The 14,743-nt window shown below is 62.3% G+C and carries 13 protein-coding genes and 1 riboswitch; of the genes, 9 read left to right on the top strand and 4 right to left on the bottom strand.

Annotation, left to right across the window (positions count from 1 at the left end; all coding sequences use genetic code 11):
• Positions 1-3 precede the first annotated feature (3 nt).
• The 7 genes from CVS27_RS01980 to CVS27_RS01950 all read left to right on the top strand — a co-directional run bounded on the left by CVS27_RS01980 (position 4) and on the right by CVS27_RS01950 (position 8,775).
• Complete coding sequence (locus CVS27_RS01980) at positions 4-2,037, top strand: dipeptide/oligopeptide/nickel ABC transporter permease/ATP-binding protein (protein ID WP_103464045.1); 2,034 nt, start codon at positions 4-6, stop codon at positions 2,035-2,037.
• Positions 2,037-2,858 carry an ATP-binding cassette domain-containing protein gene (locus tag CVS27_RS01975; RefSeq protein ID WP_103464044.1) on the top strand — a complete coding sequence of 274 codons (822 nt, stop codon included), beginning with the start codon at positions 2,037-2,039 and terminating at the stop codon, positions 2,856-2,858. Before CVS27_RS01980 ends, CVS27_RS01975 begins: the two co-directional genes overlap by 1 nt.
• A gap of 70 nt (positions 2,859-2,928) precedes the next feature.
• A complete protein-coding gene (locus tag CVS27_RS01970) occupies positions 2,929-3,858 on the top strand; it encodes a dihydrodipicolinate synthase family protein (RefSeq protein ID WP_103464043.1) in 930 nt (309 codons plus the stop codon).
• A gap of 136 nt (positions 3,859-3,994) precedes the next feature.
• Positions 3,995-4,927: an ROK family protein gene (locus CVS27_RS01965; protein ID WP_103464042.1), complete on the top strand. Its 933-nt coding sequence runs from the start codon at positions 3,995-3,997 to the stop codon at positions 4,925-4,927.
• A gap of 25 nt (positions 4,928-4,952) precedes the next feature.
• The gene (locus CVS27_RS01960; RefSeq protein WP_103464041.1) at positions 4,953-5,639 is read left to right on the top strand and encodes an N-acetylmannosamine-6-phosphate 2-epimerase; all 687 of its coding nucleotides are present in this window, start codon (positions 4,953-4,955) and stop codon (positions 5,637-5,639) included.
• 284 nt (positions 5,640-5,923) lie between these two features.
• The gene (locus CVS27_RS01955; RefSeq protein ID WP_103464040.1) at positions 5,924-6,742 is read left to right on the top strand and encodes an ABC transporter ATP-binding protein; all 819 of its coding nucleotides are present in this window, start codon (positions 5,924-5,926) and stop codon (positions 6,740-6,742) included.
• On the top strand, positions 6,739-8,775 hold the full coding sequence (locus tag CVS27_RS01950) for a YhgE/Pip family protein (protein WP_103464039.1): 2,037 nt from the start codon (positions 6,739-6,741) through the stop codon (positions 8,773-8,775). The genes CVS27_RS01955 and CVS27_RS01950 overlap by 4 nt, the downstream gene beginning before the upstream one ends.
• 31 nt (positions 8,776-8,806) lie before the next feature.
• On the opposite strand, the gene CVS27_RS01945 is transcribed toward CVS27_RS01950, so the two are convergent.
• From CVS27_RS01945 to CVS27_RS01930, 4 genes are all read right to left on the bottom strand, one after another.
• Entirely contained in the window at positions 8,807-9,328 is a 522-nt protein-coding gene (locus tag CVS27_RS01945; protein WP_103464038.1) for a SixA phosphatase family protein, read from the bottom strand.
• 100 nt (positions 9,329-9,428) lie between these two features.
• Positions 9,429-10,271 (bottom strand): winged helix-turn-helix domain-containing protein, encoded by an 843-nt coding sequence (locus CVS27_RS01940; protein ID WP_103464037.1) that lies wholly within the window; start codon positions 10,269-10,271, stop codon positions 9,429-9,431.
• Positions 10,272-10,892: 621 nt separating this feature from the next.
• Positions 10,893-12,158, bottom strand: coding sequence for an MFS transporter (locus CVS27_RS01935; protein ID WP_243400014.1), 1,266 nt, complete (start codon positions 12,156-12,158; stop codon positions 10,893-10,895).
• The gene (locus CVS27_RS01930; protein ID WP_103464036.1) at positions 12,159-12,635 is read right to left on the bottom strand and encodes a MarR family winged helix-turn-helix transcriptional regulator; all 477 of its coding nucleotides are present in this window, start codon (positions 12,633-12,635) and stop codon (positions 12,159-12,161) included.
• A 215-nt stretch (positions 12,636-12,850) separates the two neighbouring features.
• Positions 12,851-13,047, top strand: a riboswitch (cyclic di-AMP (ydaO/yuaA leader).
• A 2-nt stretch (positions 13,048-13,049) separates the two neighbouring features.
• Between CVS27_RS01930 and CVS27_RS01925 the strand changes: the two genes are divergently transcribed.
• Positions 13,050-13,769, top strand: coding sequence for an aggregation-promoting factor C-terminal-like domain-containing protein (locus CVS27_RS01925; RefSeq protein ID WP_103464035.1), 720 nt, complete (start codon positions 13,050-13,052; stop codon positions 13,767-13,769).
• 63 nt (positions 13,770-13,832) lie between these two features.
• The gene (locus CVS27_RS01920) at positions 13,833-14,582 is read left to right on the top strand and encodes a formylglycine-generating enzyme family protein (RefSeq protein WP_103464124.1); all 750 of its coding nucleotides are present in this window, start codon (positions 13,833-13,835) and stop codon (positions 14,580-14,582) included.
• Positions 14,583-14,743 lie beyond the last annotated feature (161 nt).

Raw genomic sequence — 14,743 nt, 5'->3', positions numbered from 1 at the left:
GTCATGCGTAGCAAACTTGCCGAACGGCTAAGCGCGCCGGGCCTGCGCTTCAAGGCCCTGACACTGGGCTCCAAGTTGGCCCTTCTCTTCCTGATCTTCATTGCCGTTGTGGCCATTCTGGCACCCTGGATTGCCCCGCACGATCCCTTGGAAACAGGCGATCCGGCGCAGGCACCCAGCGCAGTGCACCTGTTCGGAACTGACCGCATTGGCCGCGACATTCTCTCCCGCCTGATGTACGGTGCCCAGGCGTCCCTGATGATCGGTCTCGGCGCGGTTGCCCTGGCCATCATTGTTGGTGGCACGCTGGGTTCCTTGGCCGCAACATCCACCAAAGCCGTCAACGAAACCATCATGCGCATCATGGACGTACTGATGGCATTCCCCGGCATTGCCCTTGCCGCCGTGCTGTTGACAGCATTCGGCAACTCGGTGCCCACCATCATCTTGGCCATCGGCATCATCTACACCCCGCAGATTGCCCGCGTGGTGCGCGCCAACGTCCTGGCCCAGTACGGCGAGGACTATGTCCGGGCCGAACGTGTCATTGGTGCCGGCCGCGCCTACATCCTGCTCAAGCACATTGTGCGCAACACAGCAGCCCCCGTGCTGGTGTTTGCAACTGTCATGGTTGCCGACGCCATCATCTTGGAAGCATCCTTGTCCTTCCTGGGTGCAGGCATCCAGGACCCGAACCCCAGCTGGGGCAACGTCATCTCCTACGGACGTAACCTGGTTCTCTCCGGCGGCTGGTGGGCAACCACCTTCGCCGGTATGGTCATCCTGCTCACGGTACTTGCCTTGAACATTCTGGCTGAAGGCCTCACCGACGCCATGGTGAACCCGAAGCTGAAGAAGGCCGCTCGTGTGAAGGACGACGACGGTTCGGCAGCTGCCGCTCTGGAACTCGCCAAGGCTGATGCTGCAGCACGGGCAGCCATTGAGGACCCGTTCGTGGCCCTGAACAAGGAACTGCTGCTTCTGCAGGCTGTTGAAAAGTCCCGTGCGGACCGCCTCCCCCAGGTTGGCCCGGATGCCCGGGTGATCTTGGAAGTCAAGAACCTCTCCATCCGCTTCCCGGGCCGCTTCGATCAGACCCCCATTGTGGACAACGTCTCCTTCACTGTCCGTGAAGGCGAAACCATGGGTCTGGTGGGCGAATCCGGTTGCGGCAAGTCCATCACCTCCCTGGCCATCATGGGCCTGCTGCCCAAGACGGCTGAGGTGACTGGTTCCATCACCTTTGACGGCAAGGAACTTCTGGATCCTGCCACGAAGCACAGCTCCGCTAAGGCCTACGAGGGCCTGCGCGGCGAGCAGATCGCCATGGTCTACCAGGATGCGTTGAGCTCGCTCAACCCGTCCATGCTGATCAAGGAGCAGATGTTGCAGCTGACCCGCCGCAACGGCCGCAAGACGCCTGCTGAACTGCTGGAACTTGTGAAGCTGGATCCGGTGCGCACGCTCAAGAGCTACCCGCACGAGCTTTCCGGCGGCCAGCGCCAGCGCGTGCTGATCGCGATGGCGCTGTCCCGTTCACCGAAGATTGTGGTTGCCGATGAGCCCACCACGGCTTTGGATGTAACAGTTCAGAAGCAGGTTGTTGACCTGCTGAACGAACTGCGCGAGCAGCTCGGCTTCGCCATGGTCTTCGTCAGCCATGACCTTGCCCTGGTGGCCTCCCTGGCCCATAAGATCACCGTCATGTACGCCGGCCAGGTGGTGGAATCCGCACAAGCTTCCGAGCTGTTGACCCACCCCACCCACGAATACACCCGTGGCCTGCTGGGCGCCGTTCTCTCCATCGAGTCCGACGCCGTCCGCCTGCACCAGATTCCGGGAACTGTTCCTTCACCCCGCGAGTTTGCCCTGGGCGACAGGTTTGCCGGCCGTTCACAACGCCCCGACGCTGATCCGAGCCAGAAGCTGGCGTTTGTCCCCATCACCCGCGACGGCGTGACAACTGACCACTTCTGGGCGAGCCACAGGCCCGAGGATGCACTGGCAGTTTCCGGAACAGACAAGGAAAACGCATAATGAGCAAGCACACAGCGCCCGTTTCCGCTACCACCCCGGTTATCGAACTCAAGGACCTGCACGTCCACCACCGGACACGTTCTGGCGGGTTGTTCAAGCCCAGCTACGTCAAGGCCGTCAATGGCGTTGACTTCTCCATCAGCCGCGGCGAGACCGTGGGCATTGTTGGCGAATCCGGCTGTGGCAAGTCCACGCTGGCCTCGGTGCTGGTTGGTCTGCAGGAACCCACCTCCGGTCAGGTACTGTTCCACGGCAAGCCGGCCATCAAGCGCAACGCAAGCATGCGCAAGGAATTTGGCCGGTCTGTTTCGGTGGTCTTCCAGGACCCTTCCACGGCACTGAACCCGCGCATGACCATCCAGGACATCCTGGTTGATCCGTTGGCTATTCACGGCATTGGCAACGGCGCATCGCGCCTGGCCAAGGTCGCCGAACTGCTCTCGCTGGTTGGCTTGCCGCAGTCGGCAGCCGAGGTCACGCCGTCGCAAGTTTCCGGCGGACAGCGCCAGCGCGTAGCTATTGCCCGCGCACTGGCACTGGACCCGGACATCATAGTGGCCGATGAGCCCACCTCCGCACTGGATGTCTCCGTCCGCGCACAGGTGCTGAACCTGCTCTCTGACCTGAAGAAGGAACTGAACCTGGGCATGGTTTTCATCAGCCATGACATCCAGACGGTCCGCTACGTTTCTGACCGCATTTGCGTCATGTACTACGGCCAGATTGTTGAACAGGGCTCGGCTGAGCAGATCTTCGACAACCCGTCCAACGACTACACGAAGAAGCTCCTCGGCGCTGCGCCGTCGCTTCTGCACATCTAGTCCCCGCGCCCTCCTAGGGCGCGCGGGCCCCTAATTTTCTACTAATCAACACAATTTTGGAGTAATTCACGTGACTACCGTCGCTTCTCGTTTCCAGGGCGTAATCCCTCCCGTATGCACCCCCCGCACCGCTGATGGCGCCATTGACGTTCCCTCCTTGGAGAACCTCACCCGCCACCTGCTCGACGGCGGCGTCACTGGCCTGTTCGTCAACGGCTCCTCCGGCGAAGTGACCCACCAGACCAACGACGAGCGCGACACCGTGCTGAAGACCATTGCCGGCGTTAACGCCGGACAGGTCCCGCTGTTGGTTGGTGCTGTTGAGCAGACCACCAACCGTGTTGTTGAAGAAGCACGCCGCATGGTCTCCCTGGGCGCCGACGCCATCGTGGCAACCAGCCAGTACTACGCCATCAGCAACGCTGAAGAGACCGGGCGCCACATCCGCACCGTGGCCTCGGCTGTTGACGTGCCCGTGTTCGTCTACGACGTTCCGGTCCGCACCCACTTCAAGATGCCCACCGACCTGCTCCTGGAGCTGGGCCGCGAAGGCGTCATTGCCGGTGTCAAGGACTCCTCCGGTGACGATGTTTCCTTCCGTCAGCTGCTCATCGGCGCCAAGGACATCCCGAACTTTGATATCTTCACCGGCCACGAAGTGGTTGTTGACGGTGCACTGCTCGGCGGCGCACAGGGTGTAGTTCCGGGCCTGGGTAACGTTGACCCGGCTGCTTACCGCCGCATGTACGACCTCTCCGTTGCAGGCGACTGGGCCGGTGTAGCTGCCGAACAGGACCGCATCGCCGATGTCTTCAACATCGTTTACACCCCGAAGCCCGGCCGCTTGTCCGGCAATGCTGCAGGCTTGGGCGCGTTCAAGACCGCCCTGGTCCTGATGGGCATCATCAAGACAAACGTCATGAGCGCCCCCATGCTCTCCCTGGACGAGGACGAGACCGCAGCCATCAAGGTTATCCTTGAGCGCACGGGCTTGATCTAACACTCCTTTTACAACTGACCCGCAGAAAACGCCGAAAATCACTCCGAAATGGATGATTTTCGCCGTTTTCTGCGGGTCAGTTGGTGAATGGGTGCATCTTTTTTGCTTTGAACGTTTTTACTCTGAAGGATTCACTATGCGGTACGTAGTTGGCGTTGACCTTGGCGGAACCAAAACAGCCGCCGGGGTTGTGGCGCAGGACGGTTCGGTGCTGCTCACCGATCAGATCCCCACGTTGAACCGCGACGGCGGTGAAGCCATTCTGGACGCCACGGCAGCCATGGTGCGCTCACTCATTGAACGTGCCGGTGCGCAGGGCCTGGTGGTTGACGCCGTGGGCGTTGGCTCGGCAGGCGTCATCAACGCCGCCGAGGGCACTGTCATCTCCGCCACCGACGCCATCCTGGGCTGGACCGGAACCCACATCACGGCGGGCCTCACCCAGCGTCTGGGACTGCCGTGCGCCGTGGTCAATGACGTGCACGCCCATGCTCTGGGCGAGGCGTGGCACGGTGCCGGCGCCGGCGCCTCCACGGCCCTCATGGTTGCCTTTGGTACCGGCGTTGGCGGCAGCTTTGTGGTTAATGGCCAGCCGTTGCTGGGCCAGCACTTTGTAGGCGGGCATGTGGGGCACTTCGCGTCGCCCTTCGCCGTCCATCGCGGCACGGCACTGCCCTGCTCCTGCGGCCATTCCGGTCACGTTGAAGCCATCTCCTCCGGTCCCGCCATCCACGCAGCGTACTTGCGGGAAGGCGGCAGCGCGGCCCTCACCGACACCCGCGCAGTGTTTGATTCAGCCCGGGCCGGCGACGAGCTGGCACTGCAGGTCATTGCCATAGCGGCTGCCGCTGCCGGACAAGCCGTGGGCGGTTTGATCAACATCCTGGACCCAGCAGTTGTTGTGGTCTCCGGTGGATTGGCGGACGCCGGCGATCTCTGGTGGAATGCCATGGAGAAAGCTCTGCGCGCCGAGCTGCTGGCACCGCTGGCCGCCGTGCCCGTGGTGCGTGCCTCGCTGGGCAACACAGCCGCCATTGTTGGCGCGGCGTCCTTGGTCTTTGCTCAATAATTAGTTCTACTTTCTAGGAGTCACCGTGACGCTGAAACTTACCAACCTCGATTCTCTCGCCGGACAACTTGTGGTTTCCGCACAGGCTTACCCGGGCGAACCCATGCGTGACCCGCGCACCACAGCCCAGGTTGCGGCGTCGGCCGTCATTGGCGGAGCGGGCGCCATCCGCGTCCAGGGCATTGCGGACATCCAGTTCACCCGCGCAGCAGTGGAAGTTCCCGTCATTGGTTTGTGGAAGGACGGCCACGACGGCGTCTTCATCACCCCCACGCTGCGCCATGCGCTGGCTTGTGCCAATGCCGGTGCCCACATTGTGGCCATTGACGGAACCCGCCGCCCCCGCCCGGACGGTTTGAGCCTTGCCGAGACCATCGCCGGCATCCACGCCGAATCCAATGCCCTTGTCATGGCGGACTGTGGTTCCTTCGACGACGCCGTTGCTGCCGTAGAAGCCGGAGCTGACCTGATCGGCACCACCTTGGCAGGCTACTCGGGCGAGCGCCCCAAGACCGAGGGCCCCGATCTGGAACTGCTGGCCGAGATTGCTGCCGCAGACCTGGGCAAGCCGCTCATCGCCGAGGGCCGCATCCACTCCCCCGCCCAGGCCCGTGCAGCCATGGACGCCGGAGCCTTCGCCGTGGTTGTTGGCACCGCCATCACCCACCCGTCAACCATCACCGGATGGTTCAAGGCAGCACTGAACGACTGATTTCTCCGGCTTGTGCCGGCCAGGGCGGCCTCCTCGCGTCAAAACGCGGGGAGGCCGCCTTCTTTGGGCCCTGGGGAGCTTTGAAACTGCAGCTGATGCGGGTCCCGGGGCCAGCAACCCGCATCAGCTGCTGTTTGGAATTGGAGGTGAATGCGGCGGGGCAGTCGCGGGTTGGACGCGCTCGTGTGGAAAAGTGGCTGGTGAACGAATCCGCCTGAATTTTGCACTGACTGGTCAGCACTGATAATTTTGTGCAGCTGACCCCATCTCCTAAGGAGCGCCCAATGCTCGTTGCTCACCAGTTGCACATCGATGGGCGCAGGCACACGCTGCTTCCCGCGACCTCCGTGGAGGCACGCAAGGCACAAGTGCTCCTGATTCAAGCCGACGGCCAGGAGCGGCGCACAGCCCTTGCCCTGGCCTTGACGGGCCGCATGAAGCCTTCCACGGGCACTGTGTCCCTGGGACACGACGGATCCATGGTGTCCCTGCGACGCCGCAGCGCCATTGTGGACGCCCCTGACGTCAATGCCCCCGAGAACCATCTCACCGTGCGGTCCCTGACATCGGAGGACCTGGCGCTGGTCCCCTTCAAGTTCCGCGACCGCACGCGCCCCACGGAGTGGCTGGTCAAGCACGGCTTCAGGGACATCTTGGAGAAATGGGTGGAGGAACTTGAACCCGCCCGGCTCCTGCACCTGCAACTTGAATTGGCGCTGGCCAACAAGGATGTTGACGTGGTGGTTGTGGACTCCCCTGACCGCCACACAGCAGACGTCTCCGCCTGGCTGCCCCTCCTGGAGCGGACGGCCAGCGGCTCCTTGGGCTTGGACCCCGATGCACCCGCCGATGCCCCGCTCCGACCCTTGATGGTGGTTGGCGTGGTGGGCAGGCTGCCCGATGATTGGGACGGTTGCGCCGCAGTTGCCGGCAACGCCCATGCGCATGCCGTGTCCGACGGCGTGGAGCCCCCTGCCGCCGTAGCTGCGGAACCGGAGCCGGAACCGGACGAGCCCGCTGCGGACTCACCCGCCGTCGAAACACCCGCCGTCGAAACACCCGCCAGTGAAACAGCAAAGCACACCACGGAGGAAATCCAGTGACAGTCTTCCGATTGGCCTTGTCCGAACTCAAGCGCATGACGGGCGGCCTGCTGCCCAAGCTCACGATTGTGGCCATGGTGATGGTCCCGCTGCTCTATGGTGCCGTGTACCTGTACGCCAACTGGGATCCCTACGGCAATTTGGATCAGCTCAAGGCCGCCGTGGTGGTCCAGGATGAAGGTGTTGTCACCAAGGACGGCAAGGAACTGCGCGTTGGCGAGGATGTGGCGGAAAATTTGGTGGAGGGCCACAAGTTCGACTGGCGGCTGGTGGACACTCCTGCCGAGGCCAATGAGGGCGTGAAGAACGGCGAGTTTGCCTTTGCCCTGGTGATTCCGAAGGATTTTTCTGCCAATCTGGCGTCGCCGGAGAATTTTGACTCGGCCACACAGGCCATGATGAGCGTGACCACCAACGACGCCAACAACTATCTGTTGACCTCCATTGTGGACAAGGTAACCACCCAGGTCCACGCGTCGGTGGCGCAGCAGGTGGGACTGCAGACGGCCAACTCTTTGTTGAGCGGCTACGGGACCATCCATGCCCAGCTGGTGAAAGCGGCCGACGGCGCCCAACAGCTCGCCGAGGGTGCCGCCACCTTGGACACGGGAGTTGGGACGCTGAAAACCGGCACGGGGGACCTTCGCAACGGCACCAATGACCTGGTGGCGGGCCAAACGAAGCTAGTGACCGGTGCCAAGCAGCTTCAGGCTGGTGCCGCAGCCCTGGACAAGGGCTTGGGCCAGCTGGAATCCCAAACCGCAACACTGCCCGATGACACCAAGAAACTCTCCGCCGGTGCCGCCGCGGTGGCGGCCGGCAACGCTGCGTTGAATGATAAAGTCCAGGGCGCCATTGGGACGGCAGGGAAGGTGGATGCCGCTGCCACGGCGGCTATCAACGACAAGCTGACACAACTACTCAGCGACGGAGTTCTCACACAAGCACAGGCGGCGGCGATCCGCTCCTCGCTGGCCGGCGCAGCGACGAGTCCCACCGTCACCGATTTAAGGAATCAGCTGGCCACGGACGCAGCCGACATCCAAAAACTGGCCGACGGCTCCGCCGCCGTGGCAGAAGGTGCTGCCAAGCTGGCCGGCGCCACGCCGACACTCACCGCTGCGATTGCCCAGGCCCATGCCGGGGCCGGGGAGCTTTCCGCAGGTGCGGCCACTTTGGCAGACGGGCAAGAATCAGCCTTGGACGGAGCAAACCAGTTGGCGGCCGGCGCCACCAAGCTCAACACCGGTGCGGGCGATTTGAAAGACGGGTCCGGCAAGCTTTCCACTGGCGCTGCCGAATTGTCCAAACAGTTGCTCAGCGGCGCAGGTTCGGTGCCGGATCCCAACGACAAGGACAAGCTCAACGCAGCCGGCGTCATTGCCGATCCCATCCGCGTGGATTCCATCTCGCAGGCCAAGGCCGCGAACTACGGATCCGGCCTGGCGCCGTTCTTCCTGGTCCTGGCCCTGTGGATTGGTGCGTTTATGCTGGTCCAGGTCATGCGGCCTTTGACTGTGCGCGCCCTGGCCTCCAACGCCCCGTCCTGGAAGATTGCCGTGGGCGGCTGGCTGCCATTTGCCGCAGTCGCCACGGGGCAGGCCCTGCTGCTGTACGCGGTAGTGAAGTTTGGGTTGGGGCTGGAGCCGAGCCACCCGTGGCTGACCCTGGGTCTGTTGTTGCTGGCGTCGCTGGCGTTTACCGCCCTGATTCAGGGAATTGTGGCGCTTCTGGGCACGCCGGGGAAGTTTGTGGTGCTGATCTTGCTGGTGCTCCAGCTGGTTTCCTCCGGCGGCACTTTCCCGTGGCAGACCACGCCCGAACCGCTGCACATCATGCATCAGATCCTGCCCATGGGGCATGTGGTGGAGGGCATGCGGCACCTGATTTATGGCGCGGATTTGGCGCCGTTGATACCCATTGTGTTGGGTCTGCTGGGCTACACGGTGCTCGGTTTGCTGTTTGCCTGGGCGGCCGTGAACAAGAAGAAGACGTGGACGCTGAAGACGTTGATGCCGGAGATCGAGGCGTAGAACCTAAGCGCTGGAGCCCACCCACTGGGGCCTAGCGCGGCACCACAAAGTTGCTCAGCTGGGCATCCTGACCGTCAAGGGTTGCCCAGTCACCGGTGTAGTCAAAGACGGCGAATCCGCTGGTGGGGAAGCCTGACGCCAGGTCCATGTAGGCGTCCTGATCCGAATCCCGTGAGGCCAGGCGCAGGGCCAGGGACTGGATGCCGGGCATGTGACTGATCACCATGAGCGTGTTCACGGTTTCCGGCACATGGTTGACCACCGAGAGCATGGAGGTGGCCCCGGCGGCGTAGAGCGCTGTCTCGAGCTTGGGTGTGGGAGCCTTGTCCGCCAATTGCTGGCACACCCAGGTGCAGGTTTGTCGGGTTCGCAGGGCAGAGGAACACAGGATGAAGTCGGGGAGCACCGAGTTCTCCACCAGCCATTTGCCGGCCAGCGGCGCTTCAGTATGGCCGCGCTGGGCCAACGGCCTGTCGTGGTCTTCCACACCCAGCGGAAAAGCCGCCTTGGCATGGCGCATCAAGATCAACTTTTTAATGTGGTGTTCGCTCATGTTCACAGTTTAGTGACACTTAAAGCAGTACGACGGCGGTTGCCACACCTAAGGTGAGACAACCGCCGTCGTACGTGCCGGAACTAGTCCGGGACCAGCGTCAGATGGAGTATTCCGGGGCGGCCCAAACAACCACTTCGGGGTGCTCGTAGAAGCGGTAGCCTTCGCCGCGGACGGTGCGGACGGTGTTGGCCAGGCGGCCCAGCTTGGAGCGCAGGCGGCGGATGTGAACGTCGATGGTGCGCTCGTTGGGGACCTCGTCGGCGTTGCTCCAGAGGCCCTCAAGGAGTTCGTCGCGGCCCACTGTACGAGTGCCGTTTTCCACCAGGTAGTTCAGCAGCTCGAATTCCTTGAACGTGAGGTTCAGGGTGTCACCGTCGAGGTGCACTTCGCGGCGGGCCAGATCGATCAGGACGCCCGTGGGTCGCTGATCGGCAACCGGGACGCGAACTGTTTCCTGGCGTTGGCGGCTGGCCACGGTGGGGTCTCCAAAGGTGGAGCGGACAACGTCCAAGGCGGTGCCAACAGCGTCCGACGGCGCAATCGCCACGGCTGCGTAGCTCTGGGCTTGCGGCACCAGGCTTTGAGCGTAGGCACGGATGTCCTGCGCCAGTTTGGCCAGGGACGTTCCGGCTGCGGCGGCCGTGTCTTCATCCACGCCGACGTACAGAACAAATCCTCGTGCCACATTGTCCGGGCTGACACCGCGCAGTTTGTCGCCGCCGGCAATCACCGGGGTGGGCGCCGTCATGGGGTAGCCCTCAGCTGCGGGGACAGCACGCAGCCGGGATGCGGCAGTGGTCGTGTCGGGACGGTAGGCGCCTGAGTATCCGGGGTGCTCAGTATGAGCAGAATGGGCCAGCGCGCCCTGACTGCTGTTGCGGGCAACGGCCTTGGCGGCGTTTCTAACGGAGATGTGGACGTATCCGGATGCTACTGACATTGAACTACCTAAGGTGTATGGCCGTACTCGACGGCGCGAATGCTTCCTTCAGCTCTGAGAATCCAGAGCTTTATTGCCCTCTTTACGAGGGCCAGCCCATGGGCCAAAGCCTGAAATTTGCCATGTGTTGCTACATCCCCCAATGGCTTCCAGGTATTGCGATCTAGGCCTGCATTCGACAACTGCGCAAAAACTGTCCCCTCGCTTCGAGGCGGACAGTTGCTGCTGCTGCAGAATTCACTGAGTGGGTGTTCACATACGTCAGTGTCCTACGTAACAAAGCATCCTTGCAAGTAACAAAGACCCCAAACGTCCAGCATGTGAGATTGTGCTCTAATTTGTGATGAACCTTACATTGTAGTTTTACTCTCAATTTGACGGAAAATGACGATTTGAGTCAAAGATAATCACCATAATCGCGTAATGCACGCGCACATATTTTGCTGGACTCACTATTTTGATAATTTTGTTCAAACCAAGTTTTTGCACGATTACTATGCCCTCGACAAGTTCCCACTGAAACCCAGCTTTTTCCCAGTTTTTTACGCTAGGTAAACAAATGTTTACCTAAAGCGCTGGACGTAGGACCTTGGCTGGCTGGGGGTGCCTCGTGGCCGGCAGCTAGCGGTGGAGTGCCCGCGCCAAGGCGAACGGGCGGAGGGCAGCAATTTGCTCCCGCATCGTGACGTTGTTGCGCTTGTTCAGCATCAGCAGCGCAGCAAGACCAGCAACAACTGCCACAACGCCGCCCAAGCCCAGCGACCAGCGGGGGCCGAATTCCGTGGCGATCCACCCCACCAACGGCGCTCCAATGGGCGTCCCGCCCTGCATCACCACCATATAGACGGCCAGCACGCGTCCACGCATGGCGGAGTCGGTGGTCAGCTGCACGGTGGTATTGCACGCGTTCATGAACGTCAGTGAGGCCAACCCCACCGGCACCAGGGCAATGGCGTAGAGGGCAAAGCTGGGCATGAAGGCGGCCACGCCCACCGTCACGCCGAAGGCCAGCGCGCCACCGACGATGTAGACCATGCGCATGGTCTTGCGCCTGGCAGCCAGCAACGCCGCAGCCAGGGTGCCAATGGCCATGACCGAGCCAAGCAGCCCGTACTCCCCCGGCCCCACATGGAAAACTGCCGTGGCCATGAGTGCGTTGGTGATTTGAAAGTTCATCCCAAAGGTGGCCACCAGGAACACCAGCACCATGATCATCATCAAATCCGGGCGCTGCCTGATGTAAACAAAGCCTTCACGAATCTGCCCCTTGGCCCGGGGCACCCGCACTGCGGGAATGAGCTCGCTGGTGCGCATGCGCCACAGCGAGACGATCACGGCAGCAAAGCTCGCGGCATTGATCAAGAAGGCCGGCCCCGTTCCCACCAGCGCAATGACCAGACCCGCAACGCCGGGCCCTGCCAGGCGGGCCAGGTTGAAGGACGCACTGTTGAGCGCCACGGCGTTGGGCACATCCTCCTTGGCAACCACCTGGGACACAAACGCCTGACGTGAGGGGGCATCGAAGGCGCTGGCCACACCCAGCAGGGTGGCCAATACATAAACGTGCCACAGTTGTACAGCCCCCGTGACAACCAATATTCCCAACAAAAGCGCACAAATTCCCATGGCGGTTTGGGTGATGAGCAGCAGTTTCCTCTTGTTGACGCGGTCGCCCACCAGCCCTGCGTAGGGCCCCAGGAACACGATGGGCAAGAATTGCAGGCCCGTGGTAATGCCGGCAGCGGTGCCTGAATGATTGGTGAGGACCGTCAGGACCAGCCAGTCCTGGGCGACGCGCTGCATCCAGGTACCGATATTGGACACCAGGGCTCCTGTCACCCAGAGCCGGTAGTTGAAAACTCTCAGCGAACGGAACATGGAACTCATTTAGGAGCTCATCTCCTGCAAAATCAGAGCTGCCTCGTGCAGTGTTGCACGCTGCTTCGGGGTTAGGTCCGCCACGCGCTTGGCCAGCCAGGCGGTTCGTTTTGAGCGTGCCCGCAGCAGCGCGGCGGCTCCTGACTCGGTAATTTGAACCAGCACCTGGCGCTTGTCCTGGGGATTCTCTTCGCGGCTCACCAGCCCGGCTTCAGCCAGCGCATTCACAATCCGTGTCATGGAGGGCGCTTGAATCTGCTCGCGCACAGCCAGCCAGCCCACAGTTTGCGGACCTCTGAGCACGGCCGCCAGAACCGAATACTGCCCCGGGCTGATCTCCCTGGTGGCAGCCTCGGCCCGCAGCCGCCGGGAGGTGCGCATAATCGCCACCCGCAATTCAGCTGCCAGGGGTGCCACGCCGATGGGCTTGCGGGACGCCAAAGCTGCCCTGTCCGGCGTCGTAGTGCTTAGAGAAGTTTCAGTCATCACGTGTCAGCTACCTAAAGAAAAAGTTTCGTATCGTCTTGCTTTTCACCCTAGATGGTTAGCATTGCTAAGTAAATGAAAGATTGCTCACCATGCCACTCACCCCACTACAAAGGTTGTTACCAAAACGTGACATGACTGTCCTTATGGACTAGTCTGATATTTGTGCCTGCTGAATCACCTACGATTTTTGGCACAAATGGACGGATCGCCGAGCTCTGCCGCCGCCCATTTCCCTCCATTCCCATGGCAGAGACGGGGGACCCAATCTTTGCGGGCCTTCCATATGGAAGCCCTTGGGGTTAAGCCACCGCAGTTCTTTCAAGCAGTGAACTCTGCCTGCCATTACTGCGTAGCCGGATTCTCTAGTCCGTTCCCGACAGCTCACCTCGCAGGCGTAGAGAGGCTACAACTATGTCTGCACCACAGCAGCGCGGCCGTCGTCGCGCCGAATCAACCCGCCGTCCCTCCCTTTTTGGGCTCGCTTCCGCAAGCAACGGAACACGCGCAGCCAGCAAATCCTCCCCCGTAGCGGCCACCGCCAAATGCATGGCTGCCGTGGCAGTGCTCGGCGCGTTGGTGGCAGCCGGCTCCGTGGCACAGTCCGTGGAAAACACTCTTTCCGACCAGGGCAACACCAGCCTGGTTTCCGCCGTGGACCGCTCGGTTCCGGCACCGGCCGTGTCAGTTCCCACGGATGCTGCCATTAGCTTCCCCGGCATCGCTGTCAGCTCTTCGCCAAAGGCCGCGGCCACTCCTGCCGCCGTCAAGGCCGAAGCGGAGCAGGTCAAAGCCGTTACCGCAGCGCCTGCCCCTGTTGCCGTGGATGACCCCGCCGCCGCAAAGGCCTACGCCTCCGGGCAAATGGCCGCCCATGGCTGGGGCGCTGACCAGATGAGCTGCCTCACCCTGCTCTGGCAGCGCGAGTCCGAATGGCTCACCTCGGCAGAGAACGCCTCCAGCGGCGCCTACGGCATTGCCCAGTCCCTGCCGGCCAACAAGATGGACAGCGAAGGCAGCGACTGGAGCACCAACTTCCAGACCCAGATCCGCTGGGGTTTGAGCTACATCGAAGGCCGCTACGGTTCACCGTGTGGCGCCTGGGGCCACTCCGAATCCGTGGGCTGGTACTAAGCAACTTCTTGAACTAGGGGCTGAGTGATTGTGACTGGTGATTTTTCGGATCCGGATGCGCTGATGCCTATCCCCGGCGGCAGCATTGCGCTGCGCGACGCCCGATCGGAATCCACCCGCGACGTTTCATTGACACCATTTTGGCTGGGCCGGACGCAGGTCACCTCGGCCACTTGGCGTGCTGTCATGGACGACGCCGGAGCCTCGCCTTTAGCTGCCAGCGTGCCTGCGCACCCCGTCACCTGGTTCGACGCCGTGCAGTGGTGCAACGCCGCCTCCACTCTGGCTGGCTATGCGCCCGCCTACAGTGTGAGCGGTCGTGAGGTGGGCTGGGATGTCAGCGCTGACGGCTACCGGCTGCCCACCGAGGCCGAATGGGAATGGGCGGCTCGCGCGGGCACCGTGACACCCATCTACGGTTCGCTCTCCGCTATTGCCTGGACAGCACTGGATGAGGTTGAGGGGCCTCAACCAGTTGCTGGCAAGGCCGGGAACAGCTTTGGCTTGTTCGACATGATCGGCAACGTGTGGGAATGGTGCTGGGATTACGCCGACACGGCCCGCTACGGCGATTACAGAAGTTTGCGGGGTGCCGGCTGGGATGATCCTTCATGGAGCGCCCGGTCCTCCGTGCGCCGCGGCAGCGCCCCGGATGCCGTCCTGGAAGATGTGGGCTTCCGGATGGCGCGCGGAGCCGTTGGCGACGCCGGTTCACATGCCGCCCAGGGCTGGTCAGCCGATGCCGATAGGCACCGAGCTGCCATTAAGGGTCCGCTGCCCGTGGGCTGGACGCCGCTGCGCTCGCTGCTGTAGCCACTCGTGGCCTCCCCTACGAAAAATGCCGCCGTTCCCGCAAAATGCCACCTGTCTATCGGTGGCAAAAAGCGGGAACGGCGGCATTTTTGGAATAGGGGTTGGTGGGCCCACAACCCCGAGGGCCCCGCCGCGAGCTTGCGAGCGGTGGGAGGGGTTGA

The sequence above is a fragment of the Arthrobacter glacialis genome, assembly GCF_002909445.1.
GTDB classification, from domain to species: domain Bacteria; phylum Actinomycetota; class Actinomycetes; order Actinomycetales; family Micrococcaceae; genus Specibacter; species Specibacter glacialis.
The sequence above is the reverse complement of the archived record's forward strand: the minus strand, read 5'-3'. Positions and strand labels throughout refer to the sequence as shown.